This window comes from Vibrio sp. D417a (genome assembly GCF_030248595.1).
Lineage (GTDB): Bacteria > Pseudomonadota > Gammaproteobacteria > Enterobacterales > Vibrionaceae > Vibrio > Vibrio alginolyticus.
Window position 1 is genome coordinate 54,274 of record NZ_JAHGAM010000033.1, and the last position, 21,916, is coordinate 76,189.

Annotated in this window: 18 protein-coding genes; 15 read left to right on the top strand and 3 right to left on the bottom strand. The window is 44.3% G+C overall.

The genetic code is table 11. The features are described from left to right. The first annotated feature begins 17 nt into the window (after positions 1-17). From rbsA to vctC, 12 genes are all read left to right on the top strand, one after another. Positions 18-1,523, top strand: coding sequence for a ribose ABC transporter ATP-binding protein RbsA (gene rbsA / locus KI742_RS21475; protein WP_213916884.1), 1,506 nt, complete (start codon positions 18-20; stop codon positions 1,521-1,523). Then, on the top strand, positions 1,520-2,503 hold the full coding sequence (gene rbsC, locus KI742_RS21480) for a ribose ABC transporter permease (RefSeq protein WP_005382618.1): 984 nt from the start codon (positions 1,520-1,522) through the stop codon (positions 2,501-2,503). Before rbsA ends, rbsC begins: the two co-directional genes overlap by 4 nt. 87 nt (positions 2,504-2,590) lie before the next feature. Further along, the gene (gene rbsB, locus KI742_RS21485) at positions 2,591-3,469 is read left to right on the top strand and encodes a ribose ABC transporter substrate-binding protein RbsB (RefSeq protein ID WP_005373143.1); all 879 of its coding nucleotides are present in this window, start codon (positions 2,591-2,593) and stop codon (positions 3,467-3,469) included. A gap of 222 nt (positions 3,470-3,691) precedes the next feature. After that, complete coding sequence (gene rbsK, locus KI742_RS21490) at positions 3,692-4,609, top strand: ribokinase (RefSeq protein WP_017820311.1); 918 nt, start codon at positions 3,692-3,694, stop codon at positions 4,607-4,609. A gap of 35 nt (positions 4,610-4,644) precedes the next feature. Then, a complete protein-coding gene (locus tag KI742_RS21495; protein WP_005373138.1) occupies positions 4,645-5,667 on the top strand; it encodes a substrate-binding domain-containing protein in 1,023 nt (340 codons plus the stop codon). A gap of 499 nt (positions 5,668-6,166) precedes the next feature. Beyond that, the gene (pnuC, locus tag KI742_RS21500) at positions 6,167-6,898 is read left to right on the top strand and encodes a nicotinamide riboside transporter PnuC (protein ID WP_025767870.1); all 732 of its coding nucleotides are present in this window, start codon (positions 6,167-6,169) and stop codon (positions 6,896-6,898) included. 10 nt (positions 6,899-6,908) lie between these two features. Then, entirely contained in the window at positions 6,909-7,640 is a 732-nt protein-coding gene (locus tag KI742_RS21505) for a nucleoside phosphorylase (protein ID WP_285385178.1), read from the top strand. Between the two features lie 134 nt (positions 7,641-7,774). Then, the gene (locus KI742_RS21510; RefSeq protein WP_258515305.1) at positions 7,775-8,455 is read left to right on the top strand and encodes a Crp/Fnr family transcriptional regulator; all 681 of its coding nucleotides are present in this window, start codon (positions 7,775-7,777) and stop codon (positions 8,453-8,455) included. Positions 8,456-8,618: 163 nt separating this feature from the next. Then, positions 8,619-9,527, top strand: coding sequence for a siderophore ABC transporter substrate-binding protein (locus KI742_RS21515; protein WP_065275234.1), 909 nt, complete (start codon positions 8,619-8,621; stop codon positions 9,525-9,527). A 22-nt stretch (positions 9,528-9,549) separates the two neighbouring features. Then, positions 9,550-10,485, top strand: a complete 936-nt coding sequence (gene vctD, locus KI742_RS21520; protein ID WP_258515304.1) for an iron chelate uptake ABC transporter permease subunit VctD — start codon at positions 9,550-9,552, stop codon at positions 10,483-10,485. After that, entirely contained in the window at positions 10,478-11,428 is a 951-nt protein-coding gene (gene vctG / locus KI742_RS21525; RefSeq protein ID WP_171345628.1) for an iron chelate uptake ABC transporter permease subunit VctG, read from the top strand. Before vctD ends, vctG begins: the two co-directional genes overlap by 8 nt. A 2-nt stretch (positions 11,429-11,430) precedes the next feature. Further along, on the top strand, positions 11,431-12,186 hold the full coding sequence (gene vctC / locus KI742_RS21530) for an iron chelate ABC transporter ATP-binding protein VctC (RefSeq protein WP_017635379.1): 756 nt from the start codon (positions 11,431-11,433) through the stop codon (positions 12,184-12,186). A 42-nt stretch (positions 12,187-12,228) separates the two neighbouring features. On the opposite strand, the gene cueR is transcribed toward vctC, so the two are convergent. Together cueR and KI742_RS21540 are read right to left on the bottom strand one after the other, a co-directional pair. After that, positions 12,229-12,615 (bottom strand): Cu(I)-responsive transcriptional regulator, encoded by a 387-nt coding sequence (gene cueR, locus KI742_RS21535; RefSeq protein ID WP_005376627.1) that lies wholly within the window; start codon positions 12,613-12,615, stop codon positions 12,229-12,231. A gap of 87 nt (positions 12,616-12,702) precedes the next feature. Beyond that, complete coding sequence (locus KI742_RS21540) at positions 12,703-13,671, bottom strand: helix-turn-helix domain-containing protein (RefSeq protein ID WP_258515302.1); 969 nt, start codon at positions 13,669-13,671, stop codon at positions 12,703-12,705. A 116-nt stretch (positions 13,672-13,787) separates the two neighbouring features. Between KI742_RS21540 and KI742_RS21545 the strand changes: the two genes are divergently transcribed. Then, positions 13,788-15,794, top strand: coding sequence for a TonB-dependent siderophore receptor (locus KI742_RS21545; protein ID WP_258515301.1), 2,007 nt, complete (start codon positions 13,788-13,790; stop codon positions 15,792-15,794). Between the two features lie 41 nt (positions 15,795-15,835). Further along, positions 15,836-16,117: a DUF2218 domain-containing protein gene (locus tag KI742_RS21550; protein ID WP_005376622.1), complete on the top strand. Its 282-nt coding sequence runs from the start codon at positions 15,836-15,838 to the stop codon at positions 16,115-16,117. 88 nt (positions 16,118-16,205) lie between these two features. Here the strand turns inward: KI742_RS21550 and KI742_RS21555 are convergent, their stop codons facing one another. Then, positions 16,206-16,457: a YgjV family protein gene (locus KI742_RS21555; protein WP_005376619.1), complete on the bottom strand. Its 252-nt coding sequence runs from the start codon at positions 16,455-16,457 to the stop codon at positions 16,206-16,208. 861 nt (positions 16,458-17,318) lie between these two features. Between KI742_RS21555 and KI742_RS21560 the strand changes: the two genes are divergently transcribed. After that, positions 17,319-21,916, top strand: a 4,598-nt coding sequence (locus tag KI742_RS21560) for a retention module-containing protein (protein WP_285385176.1), incomplete at its 3' end; no start/stop codon positions are given.

A 21,916-nucleotide genomic window follows, 5' to 3' on the forward strand; every position in this document is an offset into this window, starting at 1 on the left:
GATATTGAGGACAGATTATGACTCAAGCCATTCTACAACTAAGCGAAATTGAGAAGGCGTTTCCGGGCGTAAAAGCACTCGACAAAGCAAGCCTGAATGTTTATCCAGGCCGTGTTATGGCGCTGATGGGTGAAAATGGAGCAGGCAAGTCAACGTTAATGAAGGTGTTGACAGGCATTTACCACATGGATACGGGGAGCATTCAATATCAAGGTCAGCCGGCGGCCTTTAAAGGGCCACGCGATTCACAGGAAGCTGGTATTAGTATTATTCACCAAGAGCTGAACCTGATTCCTGAACTGACGATTGCCGAAAATATTTACTTGGGACGAGAGTTCACTGGATCCTTAGGGCGTATCCAGTGGGGCAAAATGTATGACGAAGCTGACAAGCTTTTAAAACGTCTCAATGTAAAGCATTCATCAAAAACATTGCTTGGCGATTTAAGCCTTGGTGAACAACAAATGGTGGAAATTGCAAAGGCACTTTCGTTTGAGTCGAAAGTCATCATTATGGATGAGCCAACGGACGCATTGACCGATACCGAAACGGAATCACTGTTTAAAGTGATTAATGAGCTTCGCGAGCAAGGATGCGGCATCGTATACATTTCGCATCGTCTTAAAGAAATCTTTGAAATCTGTGACGACATTACCGTACTTCGTGATGGTAAGTTTATCGGTGAGTGCAAGGTGTCCGACACTGATGAAGATGGCCTAATTGAAATGATGGTTGGCCGAAAATTAGAAGAGCAATATCCACGTATTGATGTCCAACATGGCGAAGCTTGTCTTGAAGTCATTGGTTTGACTGGATCTGGCGTTCAGGATGTGAGCTTTACTCTCAAGCGTGGTGAGATTCTTGGAATTTCTGGCTTGATGGGCGCAGGCCGCACTGAACTCATGAAAGTCATTTACGGCGCATTACCTAGTGAGCATGGTGTTATCAATCTTGATAACAAAACTATTAACCCGGTTAGCCCGCAAGATGGCTTGGCAAATGGTATCGCTTACATCTCTGAAGATCGCAAAGGCGATGGTTTGGTTTTAGGTCTTTCAGTTAAGGAGAACATGTCACTTTGTTCGCTAAACCAGCTGACCAAAGGCTTCCAGATTCAACACAGCGACGAAGTGATTGCAGTGGAAGATTTTATTAAGTTATTCAACATTAAAACCCCAACGCGAGATCAAATCATCGGCAACTTATCTGGTGGTAACCAGCAAAAAGTTGCGATTGCGAAAGGGTTAATGACGAAACCTAAAGTTCTGATTCTGGATGAGCCAACACGTGGTGTTGATGTCGGAGCAAAAAAAGAGATTTATCAGCTCATCAACAAGTTTAAGGCCGAAGGCATGAGCATCATCTTGGTTTCTTCCGAGATGCCTGAAGTGCTCGGCATGAGCGACCGTATTTTAGTGATGCATGAAGGTCGTATCACTGGCGAATTTGATGCGAAAGACGCCGATCAAGAAAAATTACTCGCCTGTGCCGTAGGCAAAGAGATCAATGAGGAAGCAGCATGAGTACGAATACCATGAGCAAACCAACCGAAACTGGCAACAAGAAGTTGTTCACAAAAGAGTGGCTGATTGAGCAAAAATCACTGATAGCTTTGATCTTTCTGATCGTTGTTGTGTCATTTTTGAACCCGAACTTTTTTACGGTCGACAACATTCTCAACATTCTTCGTCAAACCTCCGTGAATGCCATTATCGCAGTGGGTATGACATTAGTTATTTTAACAGCAGGCATCGACTTAAGTGTTGGTTCGGTATTGGCATTGTGTGGTGCCTTTGCGGCAAGCATGATTGCGCTTGAGGTTCCGGTGCTAGTGGCGGTTCCAACTGCTTTAGTCGCAGGTGCAGCGTTAGGTGCGATCAGCGGTATCATTATTGCGAAGGGTAAGGTGCAGGCATTTATCGCTACGCTGGTTACCATGACGTTACTACGCGGTGTGACCATGGTGTACACCGAAGGTCGTCCAATCTCGACAGGCTTTACTGACACCGCGGATGCGTTCGCATGGTTTGGTACTGGCTACGCGCTAGGCATTCCAGTTCCTGTTTGGTTAATGGTGGTTGTGTTCGCTGCGGCTTGGTATTTACTTAACCACACGCGCTTTGGTCGCTATGTTTACGCACTAGGCGGCAATGAGTCTGCGACTCGCCTATCAGGTATCAATGTAGACCGAGTGAAGATTGGTGTCTACGCCATCTGCGGTATGCTAGCAGCGCTTGCAGGTATTATCGTAACGTCTCGTCTTTCTTCGGCGCAGCCAACAGCAGGTATGGGCTACGAGCTAGACGCTATCGCAGCGGTTGTTCTTGGCGGTACCAGCTTGATGGGCGGTAAAGGCCGTATCATGGGTACCTTGATTGGTGCGCTGATCATCGGTTTCTTGAACAATGCACTTAACCTACTTGATGTTTCTTCCTACTACCAAATGATTGCAAAAGCAGTGGTTATCTTGCTTGCGGTATTGGTAGACAACAAAAACAAGTAATTCATAACAATCTGTATATATAAAACAGTGAATACAAACCGAGTCAGGGGACGTGTACTGGCTCACCCTACACAAAGGACTAGAACGATGAAAAAACTTGCAACTCTTATCTCTGCTGCACTTCTTTCTTCAACCGTATCGGTAGCGGCGCAAGCTCAAGATACCATGGCGATTGTGGTTTCGACGCTAAACAACCCGTTCTTCGTAACGATGAAAGACGGTGCGGAAGCAAAAGCGAAAGAATTGGGGTACGACTTAATTGTACTGGACTCGCAAAATGACCCGAGTAAAGAACTGTCGAACATCGAGGATTTAAGTATTCGCGGCGTAAAAGCAATTCTTATCAACCCAACGGATTCTGATGCAGTGTCTAATGCAATTCGTATGGCGAACCGTTCTAAGATCCCTGTGTTGACATTAGACCGTGGTGCAAGCCGTGGTGAAGTTGTGAGTCACATCGCTTCGGACAACGTAATTGGTGGTGAAATGGCAGGCCACTACATCATGGAAAAAGTCGGCGAAAAAGCAAAAGTCATTCAACTTGAAGGTATTGCGGGCACATCGGCAGCGCGTGAGCGCGGTGAAGGCTTTATGAATGCCGTGAAGGGCAGCGATATGGATCTTCTTGCGAGCCAACCAGCTGACTTTGACCGCACAAAAGGTCTAAACGTAATGGAAAACCTGCTAGCGGCTAACCCGGATGTACAAGCGGTATTTGCACAGAATGATGAAATGGCGCTAGGTGCACTTCGCGCAGTTCAAGCTTCTGGCAAAGATGTCGTTATCGTTGGTTTTGATGGTACGGAAGACGGCATTGCAGCAGTTAACCGTGGCAAACTAGCGGCAACTATTGCTCAGCAACCAGACCTTATCGGTGCTTTAGGTGTTGAAACGGCTGACAAAGTTTTGAAAGGTGAAGAAGTAGAAGAGTACATCCCGGTACCACTAAAAGTAGTCACTAAGTAAGTTTTTAGTTCAATAAATCATCCTAATTTTTGCTCTCTCCTCCGTTTATATCTGTCGTTTAGGAGGTGAGGGCAAACTTACCCAAAATACTGCAAAGTGTGGGGTATAGATGCCTTTGGCTTTTTGTCGAGACTCCTTCATCAGGAAGAGAAGTTAAAGTCATCTAATGTATTTTCCTAAACAGTTTTTAAAAAGGGTTCATTCAGAACCGAGGATAACCGTATGAATAAGTTAGTGGTGTTAGGTAGTGTAAACGCTGACCATGTTCTTCAAGTGCCTTCTTTCCCTCGCCCAGGCGAGACGCTGCATGGTCGCAACTATCAAGTTATCCCAGGTGGCAAAGGTGCCAACCAAGCCGTCGCGGCGGCGCGATTAAATGCAGACATAGGTTTTATCGCTTGTGTGGGCGACGACTCATTCGGCATTAACATTCGCGAAAACTTCAAAATGGACGGCATCGATATCACTGGTGTGAAGATGCAGCCAAATTGCCCGACAGGTATCGCGATGATTCAAGTGTCGGACAGTGGGGAGAACAGCATTTGCATTTCAGCTGAAGCGAACGCCAAACTGACAGCAGAAGCGATTGAGCCAGATTTAGAGCGTATTCGCCAAGCAGATTACTTGCTAATGCAATTGGAAACGCCGATGTGCGGCATTGAGAAAGCTGCGCGTGTAGCGAAAGATGCCAAAACCAACGTAATTTTGAATCCTGCGCCAGCTCGTGAATTGTCAGATGAATTACTGTCTTACATTGACGTGATTACGCCAAATGAAACGGAAGCTGAAGTTCTGACAGGTATTACTGTAACAGACAACGAAAGCGCGCAAGAAGCGGCGAATGTGCTACATGGTAAAGGTATAGAAATTGTCATGATCACACTCGGTGCAAAAGGCGTTTGGCTAAGCCAAAACGGTCGAGGCGAAATCATCTCGGGTTTCCGCGTTGAAGCGACGGATACTACCGCAGCGGGCGATACATTTAATGGGGCATTCGTCACTGGTCTCCTAGAAGGTTTACCTTTAGAATCAGCGATTAAGTTTGCACATGCGGCGGCTGCAATTTCTGTGACCCGCTTTGGCGCGCAAACGTCGATTCCAACCCGCGAAGAGGTGGACGCGTTTCTCGCTGAACAATAAGGCGCACAACGCCTCATTAAAATAGGAGTAGTAACATGGCGACGATGAAAGACATCGCAAAACTGGCAGGGGTTTCCACTTCAACAGTGAGCCATGTTATTAACAAGACGCGTTTTGTGAGCGAAGAGATCTCTGAACGCGTTAACAATGCCGCAAAAGAGCTTAACTACTACGCGCCCTCTGCGTTGGCGCGTAGCCTCAAAGTTAATCGTACCAAAACCATTGGTATGCTCGTGACAACCTCAACCAACCCATTCTTTGGCGAAGTCGTAAAAGGCGTCGAACGCAGCTGCTACCAAAAAGGCTACAGCCTCATTTTATGTAACACCGAGGGTGATAACGAACGTATGCGTCAATCCATTAATACGCTATTGCAAAAGCGTGTCGATGGTTTGATCTTGATGTGCTCGTCGCTAGAAGGAGAGCGTATCGATGTATTTGAGCGTTACCCAGATATCCCAGTTGTGGTAATGGACTGGGGGCCGATGCTATTTACAAGCGATAAAATCCAAGACAACTCACTTCGTGGCGGTTACTTAGCGGCGAAATACTTAATTGATTGCGGCCATACCGAAATTGGGTGCATCACTGGCCCTTTGATTAAACACCAAGCGCAAATGCGATACGAAGGTTATAAGCGAGCAATGAACGAAGCGGGCTTGGAATTTAATGCCAATTGGATCATTGAATCGGACTTCGAATGTGAGGGTGGGTATCAAGCGTTCAAAAAAATGGCTCAACGTGGCGCATTACCCAGCTCGATTTTCGTCTCTAACGATATGATGGCGATGGGTGTGATTAACGCCGCAAATGAGCTCGGTATTAAAGTGCCGGACGACCTATCCATTATTGGTTACGATGACATCCATATCGCGAAATTTATGTCGCCATCGCTAACTACCATTCATCAGCCTAAGTACCGTTTGGGGCAGGCTGCCGTTGAGACTCTTGTCCGAAAGTTGGATGAAAAATCAACAGAGGCACAGGTCGTACAATTAGAGCCGACTCTAGTGGAACGAAAAAGCGTCAAGAGGTTAAAGTCAAACCTCACTGAATGACGTGTGATGTTGAGCTAAAAAATTAAAAAAGTCGTTTCTCTTTATACGATAAAGCCTTACTATCGTCGTTGATTATAAATAAAACTATTAATTGTTGTCTGGCGGATTAGTCAAATGTTATCAAAAGGTTACGCTAAGTTATCTGTAAAACACCCTTGGTTTCACCGAGTTAATGTTATTACAGTTGTATTGATTTTTTTTGTGAGCTGCTATCAGCTACTGGTTAATGAAGCATTTGAGTACGCAATTGGCTTTATTATTACACTTTTGGCGTCAGCTTTATTTGCATCAGCTTCTGCATTCAAAAAACGCTATCTAGGCTTGGATTCATAGGCACGTCTATTTCCAACATCGTTCAATAGCATCATTTATTGCTTTCAAGTAAACATTGAACTGAATTATGATCGAGTGCATCAAGAGGAGGACAAATGTCCTCCTTTTTGTTGGGGATCACGCTCTAATATAAGCGTATTCCAAACAAAATAATAAAGGACATGTTATGGACCTCTTTGCCTTACTCGATATTAATAATACTCTCGTTAACATTCCGATTGGCGACGGCTACGCAATGAGCTGGATCGAAGCTTTCGGTACCGTTTTTGGACTGCTTTGCATTTGGTTTGCCAGCCAAGAAAAAACCATCAACTACTTATTCGGTTTGCTGAATGTCACGCTTTTTGCCGTTATCTTTTTTCAAATTCAGTTATACGGATTATTGCTTCTTCAATTGTTTTTCTTCTGTGCGAACATTTACGGCTGGTATGCGTGGACTCGTCCAAACGCACAAGGTGAAACGCTGGAGGTTCGCTGGTTAAATAAACAGAAACTTATTACTACTGCCTCTATTAGCGTTGCATGTATCGCATTATTAACGATCTATATCGACCCATTTTTCTTTGCGCTAGCAAACATTGCTGTTGATAGCTTGAATCTCTTTGGTGCTGGCTTGGCTGAACCGGTGCTTGAACCTGACGCGTTCCCGTTCTGGGATGCAACCATGACAGTACTTTCTGTTGTTGCACAAATTCTGATGACACGTAAATACGTCGAAAACTGGATTCTATGGGTTGTGATTAATATTATCAGTGTGGGTATCTACGCGACGCAAGGTGTTTACGCAATGTCTGTTCAGTACGCGATTCTTATGTTCATCGCTGCCAATGGCACGCGTGAGTGGGCTCGTAGCGCTAAGCGCAATGGCGATAAAACCTTAGCGCACGCTGCTGCGTAAGGAACGAAAAATGGCCAAACAACCTCATATCGGAGTGGATGAAACACAAATCGCTCCCCTCGTTATTGTATGCGGCGAGCCAGATCGAGCGAATCGTATCGCGGTATTATTTGATGATGCAGAAATGGTGTCGGAAAACCGCGAGTACCGTGTGTTTACCGGCAACTACAAAGGCAAGCCTGTTTCAGTATGTAGTACAGGTATAGGTGCGCCATCGATGATCATCGCAGTGGAAGAGCTAAAACAGTGCGGTGTGACTCATGTGGTACGCGTTGGATCGGCGGGGGCAATGCAATCAGGCATTCATATTGGCGAGTTGATCATTGCCGAAGGCGCGGTAAGAGATGAGGGCGGCTCTAAAGCGTATGTCGATTCGTCTTATCCAGCCTACGCAAGCTTTTCACTGTTAAAGGAAGTTGAGCGTTACTTGTCGATGCAAAAAGTGCATTATCATTTTGGTGTGGTGCGTTCTCACGACAGTTTCTATACCGATGACGAGGATGTAATATGCCAACATTGGAACAAGAAAGGCATCTTAGGTGCCGATATGGAAACCTCTGCGCTGTTCACGGTCGGTCGACTACGAGGCCTTCATGTGGCTTCGATATTAAACAACGTGGTGCTGTATCAACAAGATGTGAAAGAAGGGGTTGGTCAGTACGTTGATGAGGCCAAAGTAATGATGCAAGGTGAGAAGAGCGCCGCGATTACGGCATTAGAAGCCTTGGTTGCTCAGCGTTAGCCAGTCTCTATCTCAGTAAGTCACATAAACAGAATAGATGTAAAGCGACAGGTCACTGTCGCTTTTTTATTTGGAGTTACGGGGTACAATCCACCTTAAATAGTTGTCCGTAACTTTTTCTGAGAGAGCAGAAAATGAAAATCAGCCCTTATCCGACTGGTCGCTTCAAAACATACCTTGAAGAAAAGAGTGCCACCTTTCGCGATTTGATTTATCAATGCCAAATAAATTCGCGTTACTTTGATGCTGGGGAAGCAATTCTCCGCCAAGGTGAGCAACTTCAGTACTTGTATGTTGTGCCAGTAGGTCGAGTCTCGATGAACATATTGGCCGCAAATGGACGACGTTTTCAATTAGGGGAAGCTAACTGCGACTATCATATTTATGGTGAAATGGAGTTCTTCACTCAGACTCCTTGTCAATGGAATGTGATAGCAGATGAACATATGCAGGTTGATGTTATCTGTATCCAAAAACTAACCGAAGCACTGCAAAATCATCCCCAAATGATGGTGTTCTTCGCTTCAGCATTGGCTGAGGATTATCAAGACTCCATGGATATCTACACTAATCGTTTGTTGCATCCCATTACGTACAACATTGCCTATGATCTTCTCGTCCGTAATCAGACGGATAAGCTGCTTGGTGGTTTTGATAAAGTGAACCAAGAGGCTGAGCGGTTTGGTACCTCAGGCCGAGTCTATCGACGTGCAGTTAAGGACTTGATTGAAAAGGGATTGATTACAAAAACGGACAACGGTTTGGAGATTATTGATGAGCTGGCACTCAAAGCGTTTGTTGAAGCGCATGAATGATACGCCCAGGTATTGAAATTGATGGGTTTTATAAGTCTTTGATATATCTAAGTCTTGAGTAAACGTAACTAATGTAAAGTACCTTAAATTTTGTTGAATGCATTAAAGAGTAGCGCTATATTGCGAACGCGTATGATAATAGATCTCATTAAGGCTTAACAAAATGAAAAAATTCGTCGGTGCGGCTATGCTGTCGTTATTTACTGTTTCTCCTTCTTTCGCTGCTAAAGTTGTGATTGACCACTACATGGGTCAAACAGAGCTAGAACAATCCCCAGAGCGTGTGGTTGTGATTGGCTTTGGCCCGCTAGATGCGCTGGACAACTTTGGTATCGATCCCGTTGCAGTATCTAACTCTTCTAATCTTCCTAGTTACCTTTCAAAATACAGCAAAGATAACTACACCTCTGCGGGTAGTTTGTTTGAACCTGATTTTGAAACCATCTACATGCAAAAACCGGATTTGATTTTGGTTGGTCCGCGAGCGTCTGCGAAATATGAAGAGCTGAGTGAAATTGCCCCTACAGTTGTTTTCGCGGCGAAAGAAAACCAAGGCTATTGGGAAGGTACGCAAGCGCAATGGCGCAATATTGGTAAGATCTTCAATATCGAAGAAAAAGTAGAGCAGAAAATTGAAGCGTTAGATACTCAATTCAAAGCAATCCGCGACTACAACCAATCGAACAAAAATGATGCATTAACGATTTTAAGCATGGGTGACAACATCAGCGCGTTTGGTGCCCAGTCGCGATTTGGCGTCATTTATAACGACTTTGGCTTCTTGGAAACGGTTGAGCACGTGAAAACGGGCACTCACGGAGATGTCATTTCTTATGAGTTTATTCGTGAAGCTAACCCGAAAAATATCCTCGTGGTTGACCGAAATTCTCTGACAGGTACGCCGGATAACGATATTCGTAAATCCATGGATAACGACTTAGTCAAAGCGACTGCGGCATATAAAAATCATAAAATCACTTATTTAGATGTGGACGCGTGGTACTTGTCGATGTCTGGTGTGACAGCAACAGAAAAAATGGTCAGTGAGATAAAGCAAACCGTTGAACTGTAATCCAAGATAGCAGAGGTTAACTTTGAAGAAGTTATTGCTAACCCTTGTGGTTTTAAGCACGGTTTCGTTATTTATTGGGGTGGCAAACATGACGCCCCAACAACTCTTTTCAGGTGATGAGAAAGCATTAGAGCTTTTCTTTACCAGCCGTATACCACGTTTATTTGCCATACTGCTTGCTGGTGCTGGCTTGAGTATTGCGGGTCTTGTCATGCAGCAAATCAGCCAGAACCGATTTGCGGCACCTTCTACAACTGGTACGATCGAATGTGCCATGTTGGGCTACGTACTGAGCGTGGTTTTCTTTGGTAATGATAATCACCTTTGGCTCGTATTTGGCATCTCGGTATTTGGGACGCTAGCGTTTGTTTTCTTTATTCAGCGCATTCAATTTAAGAGCGTGGTTTTTGTGCCTCTTGTCGGGATTATTTTCGGCAATGTCATCCAATCCATGACTACGTTTATCGCGTACAAATATGATGCACTTCAAAGTCTGAATGCTTGGACAGTCGCAAACTTCGCCAACATCTTGCGTGGTGATTTTGAACTGCTGTACATCGCGGTACCAATGGTTATCCTCAGCTATCTTTTTGCTGCAAGGATCTCTGCCGTAGGTATCGGAAAAGATTTCGCGATTAACTTGGGTTTGAATTATCAGCAGGTTGTGACGATTGGCGTGCTATTGGTGTCCATCATGTCAGCAAGTGTCGTGATGATTGTTGGCCAGTTGCCATTCTTAGGGCTGATTGTACCGAATCTCGTGAGTCACTTTTATGGCGATAACCTCAAAAAGAACATTCCGCTTACGGCCATGTATGGGGCCATTTTAGTGTTGTGTTGCGATTTGGTGAGTCGTTTAATTATTTTCCCTCATGAAATGCCAATCTCTATCGTGATCAGCATATTGGGTGGCGTGGTATTCATTGCTATGTTGTTGCGAGGTAAGCAACATGCGTGATTCAACGAAGATCCTGATGCTAGGTGGCATTGCGATTCTTTTCGCGTGTCTGTTTATTGGTATTGGGCTAACGGCTGACAACTACCAATATTTTTTGTCTCGTAGAGTTCCTAAAGTATTGGCGATAGTGCTAGCGGGTGTGGCCATTGCTCAGTCTTCACTTGTATTTCAAACCATTACGCACAACCGAATTTTAACGCCAAGTATCATGGGTTTTGATGCGCTGTATGTGTTAACCCAAATTTTGATCGTGTTGATTTTTGGTGGGTTGAGTACCTTAGTTCTTAACTTGTACGTAAATTTCGCGATTGCAGTAATTGTAATGGTGTCGTTTTCGCTACTGCTGTTTGGGTTTTACTTTTCAAAAGGCAGCAAGAACTTGATTACGTTGCTATTGGTCGGCTTGATCTTTGGTCAGCTATTTTCCAATGCGGCGTCATTCTTTTCTTTGCTGATGGACCCAAACACATATGCAATTGTTCAGTCGAAACTGTACGCCAGTTTCAATAATGTCAAAGTGAACTTGGTTTACTTTAGTGCTCCGGCTTTGATGTTTGCATGTTGGTTATTGTTTAGGATGCATCGCACTTTAGATGTGTTTTGGCTCGACCAAGACAATGCGAAAAGTTTGGGTGTTGATGTACCTAAAGTGACGAGAAATGTGTTTATTATCTCGGCGGTTTTGATTGCTATTTCTACGGCTTTGGTAGGGCCAATCATGTTCTTTGGTTTACTAGTGACCAACTTAAGCCGAGAAATGTTCCGAAGTTACCAACATAAAACGCTATTGGTCGGATGTTCGTTTTTATCCATCAGTTCACTACTTGCTGGGCAATGGATAATCGAAAACGTGTTCAGTTTTGAGACGACGTTGAGTGTCGTAATTAACTTTATCGGCGGTGCGTATTTCTTATACCTGCTGCTGAAAAACAAAGTTGTATAAATATGATAGTAATAGACAAATTAACGAAGGCTTTCGGTTCAAACAAAGTCGTAGACGAGGCCAATACTCAGTTTGAAAAGGGCAAGGTAACATCGATTATCGGTCCAAATGGCGCGGGAAAGAGCACGCTGTTATCTATGGCCTCGCGCTTAACGGAGCGAGATGGCGGTAGTGTTATCATTGATTGCAAGGAAATCGCGGAATGGGACACAAAAGAGCTAGCGAAAAAACTGGCAGTACTTCGCCAAGCTAACTCGATTACAATGCGGTTTACCGTAAAAGAGTTAGTCTCTTTTGGTCGTTTCCCATACTCTAAAGGAAATCTGACTAAAGAAGATCATGAGGTCATAGAACAAGCGATCGACTACTTAGATTTGCAAGATATTCAAGACAAATACTTGGATGAATTAAGTGGTGGTCAGCGACAGCTTGCATTTATTGCTATGGTGATTGCACAAGATACAGATTATGTCTTTCTTGATGAACCTCTTAATAACTTAGATATCAAACACTCTCTTCAGATCATGAAAGTTGTGCAGCAGTTAGCCCATGACATGAATAAAGCCATGGTGGTCGTGATTCATGATATTAATTTCGCGGCGTGTTACTCAGATGTCATATTGGCGCTTAAGAAAGGTAAAGTTGTGGCGAGTGGTGCGGTTGAAGAGGTTATTCAAGCATCTACGCTAGAGGACATCTATGAAACGCCATTTAACATCATAGAGTTAAACGGTAAGCGCATGTGTACCTATCATTAAGCGAGCTAGTTCGTTTTTAACGAGATCAATAGATAGGCGGGCTTACTTGGTGAGCTCGTCTATGATTGGGCATCGGCTCTCTGCATCTCCAGGACAAGAAGAAACCCAACCTTCAAGTTGCGTTTTGATCTCCATGAGGTGTGCAATTTTTTCTTCAACCTCTCTCAGTTTGTCCATGGTTCTTGCTTTTACTTCGCTACTTTTGCGGTTGGGGTTATGAGCAAGTTGTACGAACTCTTTGCATTCTTGCAACGAAAAGCCTGCGCTTTTTGCGCGTGATACCAAGTTAAGCTCTTGAATATGATTATCTGAATATTCGCGATAGCCAGAGTCGCTGCGCGCTGGTGGAGATATGATCCCTTTGTCTTCATATAATCGAATCGACTTAGATGAAAGCCCTGTGAGCTTCGCGACAGCACCAATATTCATGTTTAACCTCCATAACGTTTAAGGCGAGTATATACCGATGTTGTGGATAAGACACTCCTAAATAACAGTCAGTTACCTAGAGTCCCCTTACTCTTTAATCACTTCATGTGGTGGCACACCAAATGCCTTTTTGAAGGCATAAGTGAAGTTAGAAGGGTGGTGGTATCCGGCTTCATAGGCGGCTTCTGTTATCGTCACTAGGCCACGTTCCAAATGTTGCCTAGCAATCTCAAGACGTCGAAAACGAATGTAGCCGTTTATGGTCATATTAAGTGATTGTTTAAATCGGCGCTGCAGGTTTGAAACACTCATTGAGAATTGGCTCGCCAACTTTTCCAAGCGTAGTTCTTGATCAAGGTGAGTTTCAATATAGCTGACAATATCCTCAATCCGACCATCAATGTGTCGTTTAATACTGCTGTTTTTAGCACTGAAATTCTTAGGAATTTGCTTGGTGGCTTGATGTAATATTTGATAGATCAAGCTTTCGACCTCTAGCTTCTCTTGGAACTCTTGCGGTGTTTCTCTATTTGTTAACGTTTCAGCCAGCTCGCATAGCGTCTGGTTAAGCTCCAACTGTTGAAACGCCTGATGAGAGTTAAAAAAGGCTCGATGACTACAATTTTGCTCAAGGCGGGCCTCTAGCCATTGGGGCTTAACCAATATGTTGATCTTATTAATGAGGTTATCTTTGAGCAGTGAACGACGAAAATTTGCAGGTTTGAGTAAGTTCACCACTACACCCTTAGGGCCGCCGCTCGCGTCTAAATCAAATTGCAAATCGTCGTAGCCAAACGAGAGTCTACCTTCTAAAAGAATAGTGACCAGCAGTGAGGCGTGTGCAGTAGAAACAATATTCGAATCAATAAGTTCTAGACAACGCCCGCCATGAACAAAAATTTGATCATTGTACTGATATGATAGGAACTTACCTTCGGCCAGTTGAGTTTGACAAGGTTGGCCTTGCGTGACAATCCATTGTTTCTCTGTCGCCTCTAGTCTTTGGGTTAAAGCTATCTTGGCAATTTTAGTTCGTTTTGTTGTGACTTCCTGCATTTGACACTTCCTCATAACACTTGTGCGATTTCGCATAACCAAATCGCCTTTGTATTTATAAAACTCATGCTTATTATACCTGAGAATTATTATCATTAATATTTAGGAATTAAGTTATGGAAAGCCCTGCTTGTTCACCTATCAAGCTTTCAAGCCTTTGCCTTGCAGTGGGAATGGCGCTATCAACCCCTGTTTTAGCTCAAGATACTGAGTCACATTTTGAAGAGGTCGTTGTATGGGGAACGAAAGTTTCCAGCAACACTGAGTCGATGTTTGCGGACGACATGTCACTGAAGCAAGCGGATCACATGTCTGATTTACTGCGCGATATTCCCGGTGTGGATGTTGGTGGCACACACTCTGTGAATCAACGTATTACGATTCGTGGTTTGAGCGAAACCGATTTGGACATTCGTCTTGACGGTGCTTCTCAGCATGCGAGCATGTTCCATCATATTGGTAACTTGACGTTGAACCCTGACATTCTCAAATCTGCGGACATTCAGGTAGGTAATAACTCTGTGACTCAAAACGGGTTAGGCGGTTCGGTCTACTTTGAAACGAAAGACGCTCGTGACTTACTTCATTACGATGAAAAGTTTGGTGCGCGTGTTTATGGCGGCTATGCATCCAACGACAACCAACAAGGTTCGTTGACACTGTACGGACTTTTGTCCGAAAACATTGATGCGATGGTCTATGGCCATTACGTTACGCGTGATGATTTTGAAGATGGTGATGGCAATAAAACCTATGGTGCAGCAGGTGATGTTTACAACATTCTGGCTAAGCTAGGGTATGAACTAAATGACATCCATCGTTTTGAGCTCTCTTATGACATGTACCGAGACAGTGGAGATTACAGTCCGCGTCCTGATATGTCGGGTAGTGCAAATAATAGCCTGTCGAGCAAGTTACTTATCCCTACGGATTATGACCGCGATACCGTTACCTTGAGTTACGAGTTGCGAGGCGAACAACACCAAGGAAACGTCACTCTTTATAATACCGAGACAGAAATTAAACGTGACGAAACGGTGATGGCCCCTCGTTGGCCCTCGAACCGTTTATCAAAGAACACCGCCAAAAACCAAAACTTTGGTTTGAATGGCAAATTCCAGTCAGATGTTATGTTAGGTGAGTTTGATAATCGAGTCACTTATGGCTTCGACTACATGGATAAAACGTCTTCGAGTTACTACGGTAGTCGTAAGTTTATGGACGAATCGGCGATTTCAACTGCACTGTTTGTAGAAGATCAGTTCTTCTTCTCTGATGCCTTCTTTATTACTGCAGGTATGCGCTTTGATGATTACAAACGCAAAGCTGAGACAGGAACCAGTAATTATGATGATGTGACTTGGGCTCTAGCAGCAGAATGGGCGGTGACTCAAGATTGGACGTTGTTTGCGAGTGCACGCTCTCTATTTAAAGGTCCAGAGCTAATGGAAACCTTTATTGCTTACCAAGACGTTGCATTTTTAGAGGATGGGCTAAAGCCAGAAACGGGATTGAACACGCAGGGTGGTGTTCGTTTTGATAAAACCTTTGATAAGCATTTCTTTGGGGCGAATATTACGGTATTCCAAACGGAAATTGATGATTACATTGCAGACCAGTACCAAAACGCGACTCAAACTTACCTGATTTACAACTTAGGTGATGTTGAGATTAAAGGCTTTGAAGCAAGTGCTTCTTATGGTTACGACAAGTTTAACAGCAAACTTTCTTACTCTAAGTCGGACACCAAAAACAAGAATACTGGTGGTCCTGTTGCTGGGGGCAATGGGCGTAGCATTGATATGGGTGATAGCATTGCTCTAACTTTGGATTACCAGTCAGACGCTTTAGAAACGATCTTCGGGTGGAACTCAATGTTTGTTCTAGAGGAAGACAACGTCTTTGATGGTCAGCCAAAGAAAGCAAGTTATGATGTGCATAATCTATACGCTCAATGGGTGCCGTCTGATATTGATGGGCTGTCGGTGACCTTTGGTATTGATAATGTATTTGACGAGTTGTACAGCTCTCATGCGTCTCGTTCGGGGACTGCACGTGGCTTCACGCTTGATGACTACGAGCCGGGTCGCAACTTCAAGCTCTCTGCAGCTTATCAATTCTAACAAGGTTCTTCATAGGACGTTTCAAAGTAACGAGTAAGTTCATGATTAAAGAAAGCACCCGAATAGATAGTGAACACGCTGACAAATACTTAGTGACGCTTTGTCGGCATTTTGGACGAAAGGTTCCTGCTACTTGGAATGAAAATAGCGGTTTGGTGACATTTCCGACGGGAAAAGCGGAGTTTAACCTTTGTGCATCTAGCCTAACTATAACCTGTGAGGCGGATTCAGAAGAGAAACTGAATACGGTTAAGGCGATCATTTCATCGCATGTGGACATGTTTTCTCGTCGAGAAACATTAGCACTTAGCTGGGTTCGTTAGCGCTCGTTTAGGGATGCTGTGATAGAAATGGAATATTAAAAGCAAAAGCCCGCAATCTTATGATTTGCGGGCTTTTATTGTTTGAATGCTATTGCGCTTTCTCAGGCTCTAGGCTTTTTTTTTCCTGCTGCATTTTTGCTAGGAAGTAGATGTTAACGCAAGCAATAAAACCGTTAGTTAATACTACAGGCCAAGAATCAATCATTAGTCCGTAAGCAGTAAATAGCGCACAACCAATAAAGTTAAGGATACGAAGCTTAACAATATCTTTCATAGTTAGCGAAATAGCGACCATGATTGAAGCTGCATAACCTAAAATCTCAACCATATTCATGTCCATTTTTTGACCCTCTTAAAATCTGCCGAATTTTGTCGGTACCAATTCTTCTCATCTTGAGATTAATGAGGAAGCTCCATGCCTCGAATGGTCTTTTTTTGTTGTATGGACGCACTATATCAATGGAAAAACCGTGATAAAAGCCTCAAATCAAGGTTAAGAGAAGGTTAGCGATTACGCAAACGTTTAGGACTGGAATTACTGATAATTTTACTTATTGTGTTGATTGATAATAACGATGACATTAATAGCTCAAACACCATTGAAAGTAAGGGAATATTTACATATGATTGAAAATGATAATTATTTTCAAGTGCTGTGTTTATGTATTTTATTATTAGCTTGGTCGTGTTTTTTTTGCTGTATATCAGAACAAAACCGAACTCGTGGTGTGCGGGGATTCATATCGTAAGCCACATTTTTATCGTTGCATTTTGTCCTGCAATTTATGTTGTTCAATATTTAATCGTTACGTTTTTTTCGTCACCGATATTGATTAAGCTGTCATCACGCTCCGGTGTATACAACATTCTCATTGCTTTTCTTCCATTATTGATCGCAACCGGCAGTCTGGCGTTTAGCTGAATGATTTCATCTCTCTTCTTTTCTTAAAACAACTACACTTAATTAGAATAAGGTATCAATTTCATATAATTATTCGATATCTACGCGTCAGCACATGTGTCACATTTCTGTGACTACGAGTAAGTTTTACTTATGTTGCTCGGTAGTAGGGTATTTATCGATTGTTTAATGATTCAATACTTAGTTTAATCGCATAAAGGTGTGCAGTATGCCGCACTAAATTAATAAGAAATTATCTAAAAAGGTTAATGGGAAACGTAAGCCATTAGCGGAGGTCAGATGAGTACGCACACGGTACCGCAGAGCGCGATTGTAAATGCTGTCAAAGGTGAAGTTTTGGTTTTGGGCCTGGATGGAAACGTTAAGGTCATAAAAGCGGGGGATGAGTTAAGACCTGGCGAGATTATTATCACAGAAAATAATGCTTCTCTCGACGTACAGATAAATAATGAGCTTTATCTGGTCGATGCAAATTGTGTTGCTTGTCTTCCTGTGCCTTCTTCTGAATCACTAGAACCAGTATTGGTACAATCTCCAGTTAATGGCTTGGTGACTTTTGACCCAACGGCTATTGGAAGTGCTGACTTCGACGCCAACGATATTGCCGCTATCCAGCAAGCTATTTTAGACGGAGCTGACCCTACCGCTATCTTAGAAGCAACAGCTGCTGGCGCAGGTGCTGAAGGCTCGGCTAATGCTGGCTACGTGACGGTTGAATATAATAACCCGGAAGTACTCGCGTCTACTTTTTTTGAAACGTCTGCGACTCGCAGCGGAGAAGATGATCGCGACGAAGATGACGGTTTGAATGTCACGATCTTTGCTGATGGTGGGCAGTCACTGCAATCTAACGTAACAGAAGGCTCAATTTCTCTATCTAGCTACCCGCAAACCATTTCTTCTAGTGTGCTGGTTGAAGCAGGGGATCTCGCACTTGATACTGCTTCATTTGTACCTGAAACGTCCTCATTAGAGTCTTTGTTAACCGAGTTAAATAGTGACATTACCTCTGGTGGTCAGCCAGTGGCGTTTGTTTACGACGAAGCGCAAAATGCCATTATCGGCACTCAAGGTGGTAACGAAGTGCTTCGTATCGAGATCGAAGCGACATCTTTAGGCCGTGATTTAGAGTTAGAGGTCGTTACCACGATTAGCCAGGGTATTGACCATGTGGCGTCCATCGCTGATGGCCAAGTATCTATCGTCGGTGATCAAATCAATATCGCTTTTGACATTACAGGCGCAGATATTGGTGGTAATAGCATTCAAGCGCCTATCGATTTTACGACAACCGTTATTGATGGCGATGATCCTGCGCCGCAAAACGTTACTTTTGAAAACGTTGAATCTTCTTCTACACCAATCACTGGCACCTTTGTTGATATTGGTAGTGATCAATTGGCAACAGTCACGTTTAACCAAGAAGGACTTAGTCAATTCGATGGCCTATTGAGTGATAATCAGGCGACAGAAGCGGTACTCTCTGAAGACGGCAGTACTATCACCTTGTCCATTGCGGGCTCGAATGAAACCGTCTTAACCATCAGTCTGAATACTGATGGTACCTACAAATTTGAGCAATTTAAGCCGTTGGAACAAACAAACGGTGAAGATACAATTGAGCTCTCTTTACCAACCACAATCGTCGACTTTGACCAAGATACGGCAAGCAACACCTTTACGATGACCATCCTTGATGGCGATAATCCGGTGATTGAAAACGTGACGGGCTTGTCTTTAGACGAGGCGGGGGTTGACCAAGGTTCACAGGAAGGCGCGGCAGTAACAAGTGGTACCGGGTCGATCACGACAGCGGTCGGAAGTGACATCATTGATCACTATGAGTTGGAACCTACAGAGTTCAATGTTGGTGGAGAACTCCAATCTCAAGGGCAGGTTGTTCAACTAGAACTAGCGTCCGAGAGTAACGGCGTACGTACTTACGAAGGCTTCATCGAGCTGGATGGTGTGCGTATTACCGTATTTGATGTGGCGATTGATGCACCTGCATTGGGCGAATACCAATTCAACTTGTATGAACAACTTGACCATACGGGTGCTAACGATGACTCGCTCACTTTCTCACTGCCAGTTTACGCGGTAGATGCGGATGGTGACCGCTCCTCTATTACCGAAGGTTCGAACACACCAGAAGCTGCGCAAATTGTCATTCAAGTTCAAGATGACGTTCCTTCGATTGATGGCGTTGATGCGCTAGCCGTCGATGAAGACGATTTATCAAGCATTGGCTCCGATCAAAGCGACTCTGTGTTCGCGCAAGGTAGCTTCACGACGACTCAGGGCTCAGACCGTGTTGTAAGTTATCAATTAGAGAGCGGCACTGATCCACTCAATGGGTTGGAATCGCAGGGGCGATCTATCTCTCTGACGGAAACAACCAATTCAGATGGCAGCTTTACCTATTCTGCAACGGCAGAAGGGGACGCTATCTTCACCTTACAAGTGAACCCTGACGGTTCTTATTCATTTACCCTTGAAGGTCCAATCGATCATGCTGTGGGTAGCGATAGCTTAACTCTAGACTTCACTATTGTCGCAACGGACTTTGACGGTGACACCAGTTCACTTGTTCTACCGGTAACCATTGCCGATGATGTGCCAACCATTAATGACGTTGTCGCTCTTACCGTCGATGAAGATGACTTAAGTTTGGTAGGCTCTGACCAATCACAGTCAACGCTGGTCGAAGGTCAGTTTACGACAACTCAAGGTTCTGATGGCGTCGTACAGTATCAGTTGGATGTAAACGCTGATTCTTTAAATGGCCTGCAATCTCAAGGTCAAACCGTTTCCATTGCCGAAACGCAAAATGCAGATGGCAGTTACACCTACAGCGCAACGGCAAATGGCAGTGCAGTTTTCACATTAATTTTGAATACCGACGGCTCGTACAGTTTTGAGCTGCAAGGTCCAATTGACCATGCGGCAAATAGCGACAGCTTAACCCTTGATTTTAGCGTTATTGCTACAGACTTCGATGGTGACACAAGCCAAATCGTATTGCCTGTTACCATCGTGGATGATAAGCCAACTATTACCGATGTTGATGCGATTACTGTTGATGAAGATGATTTAGGCACGATTGGTTCGGACCAGACTGACCCGATTTCTATTGATGGTAACTTCACCACCACACAAGGCTCTGACCGAGTGGTGAGCTATCAGCTCGATGCTTCTTCAACACCAGTGGCTGGACTCACATCACAAGGCGTGGCAGTTACGCTGACTGAAACCGCAAACGCTGATGGCAGCTTTACTTACGAGGCGACAGCGGGTAGTGAAGCGGTCTTTACGCTGACGGTGAATACTGATGGTAGCTATAACTTCACGCTTGAAGGTCCAATCGACCACGCGGTAGATAGCGATGAGCTGACACTCAACTTCCCAATCATCGCAACAGACTTTGATGGCGACACCACAAATGCCACGATCCCTGTGACGATTGTGGACGATAAGCCAGTGATTACTGACGTAGATGCCATTACGGTTGATGAAGATGACCTAGCGTCAATCGGTTCAGACCAAAGCAATCCAATTTCTATTGATGGTAATTTCACCACCACACAAGGTTCAGACCGAGTGGTGAGCTATCAGTTAGATGGCACATCAACACCAGTTGACGGTTTAACCTCGCAAGGTTTAGCGGTCACGCTAACAGAAACCGCAAACGGTGATGGTAGTTTCACTTATGAAGCGACAGCGGGTGGCAACCCTGTATTTACTTTGATAGTGAATACTGATGGCTCTTATAACTTCACGCTAGAAGGGCCAATTGATCACGCGGTTGATAGTGATGAGCTGACACTGAACTTCCCAATTATCGCAACCGACTTTGATGGCGACACCGTTACTGAAACCATTCCAGTCACGATTGTTGATGATGAACCTACCATCACAGCGGTGGATGCGTTGAGTGTTGATGAAGACGATCTTAGTGGTGTGGGCTCAGATCCAGGCGGCGATCTGTTCGTTGAAGGCGCGTTTACTACCACACAAGGCTCTGACCGAGTGGTGAGCTATCAACTGGATTCAACCGCTGATCCTGTTGCGGGGTTAACCTCTCAAGGTGAGGCGATTACCTTGGTGGAAACCGCGAATGGCGACGGCAGCTTTACCTATGTTGCGACCGCTGACGGTAATCCAGTCTTCACGTTGAATGTCGCAACAGATGGTACGTACGACTTTACGCTGCAAGGCCCGATTGATCATGCCGCCAACAGCGATAGCCTGACGATTGATTTCCCAATTGTTGCCACCGATTTTGATGGTGATACGACTTCGGCAACCATTCCAGTCACGATCACGGATGATGCACCAATCATCGATAATGTTGTGCCTCTGGCTGTAGACGAAGATGATTTATCAGGTATTGGCTCAGACCAAACTGACGCTGTGTTTGTTGAAGGCGCGTTCACCACTACCCAAGGTTCAGACCGTGTGGTGAGCTACCAACTTGATTCAACTTCTGATCCTGTCGCAGGTTTAACTTCTCAAGGTGAGCCTGTTACTTTGGTAGAGACGGCGAATGCCGATGGCAGCTTTACTTACGTGGCTACCGCGGATGGCAATCCGGTTTTCACCATGAACGTGAATGCAGACGGTACATACAGCTTCCGTCTAGAAGGTCCGGTTGATCATGCGTTAAACAGCGATGAACTAGTTCTGAACTTCCCAATCATTGCAACAGACTTTGATGGCGATACGACGACCGCGACCATTCCAGTCACGATTACTGATGACGTTCCAACCATCGATAACGTTGTCCCGCTTACGGTGGACGAAGATGACCTTGCCTCAATTGGCTCAGACCAGAACGATGATGCGTTTATGTCGGGCTCTTTCACCACAACTGAAGG

Excerpts from the sequence above, each read along its gene's own strand:
- rbsB (WP_005373143.1), top strand. The coding sequence starts at position 2,591 with ATGAAAAAACTTGCAACTCTTATCTCTGCTGCACTTCTTTCTTCAACC.
- cueR (WP_005376627.1), bottom strand. The coding sequence starts at position 12,615 with ATGAATATTGGTGCTGTCGCGAAGCTCACAGGGCTTTCATCTAAGTCG.
- vctC (WP_017635379.1), top strand. The coding sequence starts at position 11,431 with ATGATAGTAATAGACAAATTAACGAAGGCTTTCGGTTCAAACAAAGTC.
- vctG (WP_171345628.1), top strand. The coding sequence starts at position 10,478 with ATGCGTGATTCAACGAAGATCCTGATGCTAGGTGGCATTGCGATTCTT.
- KI742_RS21555 (WP_005376619.1), bottom strand. The coding sequence starts at position 16,457 with ATGGACATGAATATGGTTGAGATTTTAGGTTATGCAGCTTCAATCATG.
- KI742_RS21540 (WP_258515302.1), bottom strand. The coding sequence starts at position 13,671 with ATGCAGGAAGTCACAACAAAACGAACTAAAATTGCCAAGATAGCTTTA.
- KI742_RS21550 (WP_005376622.1), top strand. The coding sequence starts at position 15,836 with ATGATTAAAGAAAGCACCCGAATAGATAGTGAACACGCTGACAAATAC.
- rbsC (WP_005382618.1), top strand. The coding sequence starts at position 1,520 with ATGAGTACGAATACCATGAGCAAACCAACCGAAACTGGCAACAAGAAG.
- KI742_RS21545 (WP_258515301.1), top strand. The coding sequence starts at position 13,788 with ATGGAAAGCCCTGCTTGTTCACCTATCAAGCTTTCAAGCCTTTGCCTT.
- KI742_RS21510 (WP_258515305.1), top strand. The coding sequence starts at position 7,775 with ATGAAAATCAGCCCTTATCCGACTGGTCGCTTCAAAACATACCTTGAA.
- rbsK (WP_017820311.1), top strand. The coding sequence starts at position 3,692 with ATGAATAAGTTAGTGGTGTTAGGTAGTGTAAACGCTGACCATGTTCTT.
- rbsA (WP_213916884.1), top strand. The coding sequence starts at position 18 with ATGACTCAAGCCATTCTACAACTAAGCGAAATTGAGAAGGCGTTTCCG.
- KI742_RS21515 (WP_065275234.1), top strand. The coding sequence starts at position 8,619 with ATGAAAAAATTCGTCGGTGCGGCTATGCTGTCGTTATTTACTGTTTCT.
- KI742_RS21495 (WP_005373138.1), top strand. The coding sequence starts at position 4,645 with ATGGCGACGATGAAAGACATCGCAAAACTGGCAGGGGTTTCCACTTCA.
- pnuC (WP_025767870.1), top strand. The coding sequence starts at position 6,167 with ATGGACCTCTTTGCCTTACTCGATATTAATAATACTCTCGTTAACATT.
- KI742_RS21505 (WP_285385178.1), top strand. The coding sequence starts at position 6,909 with ATGGCCAAACAACCTCATATCGGAGTGGATGAAACACAAATCGCTCCC.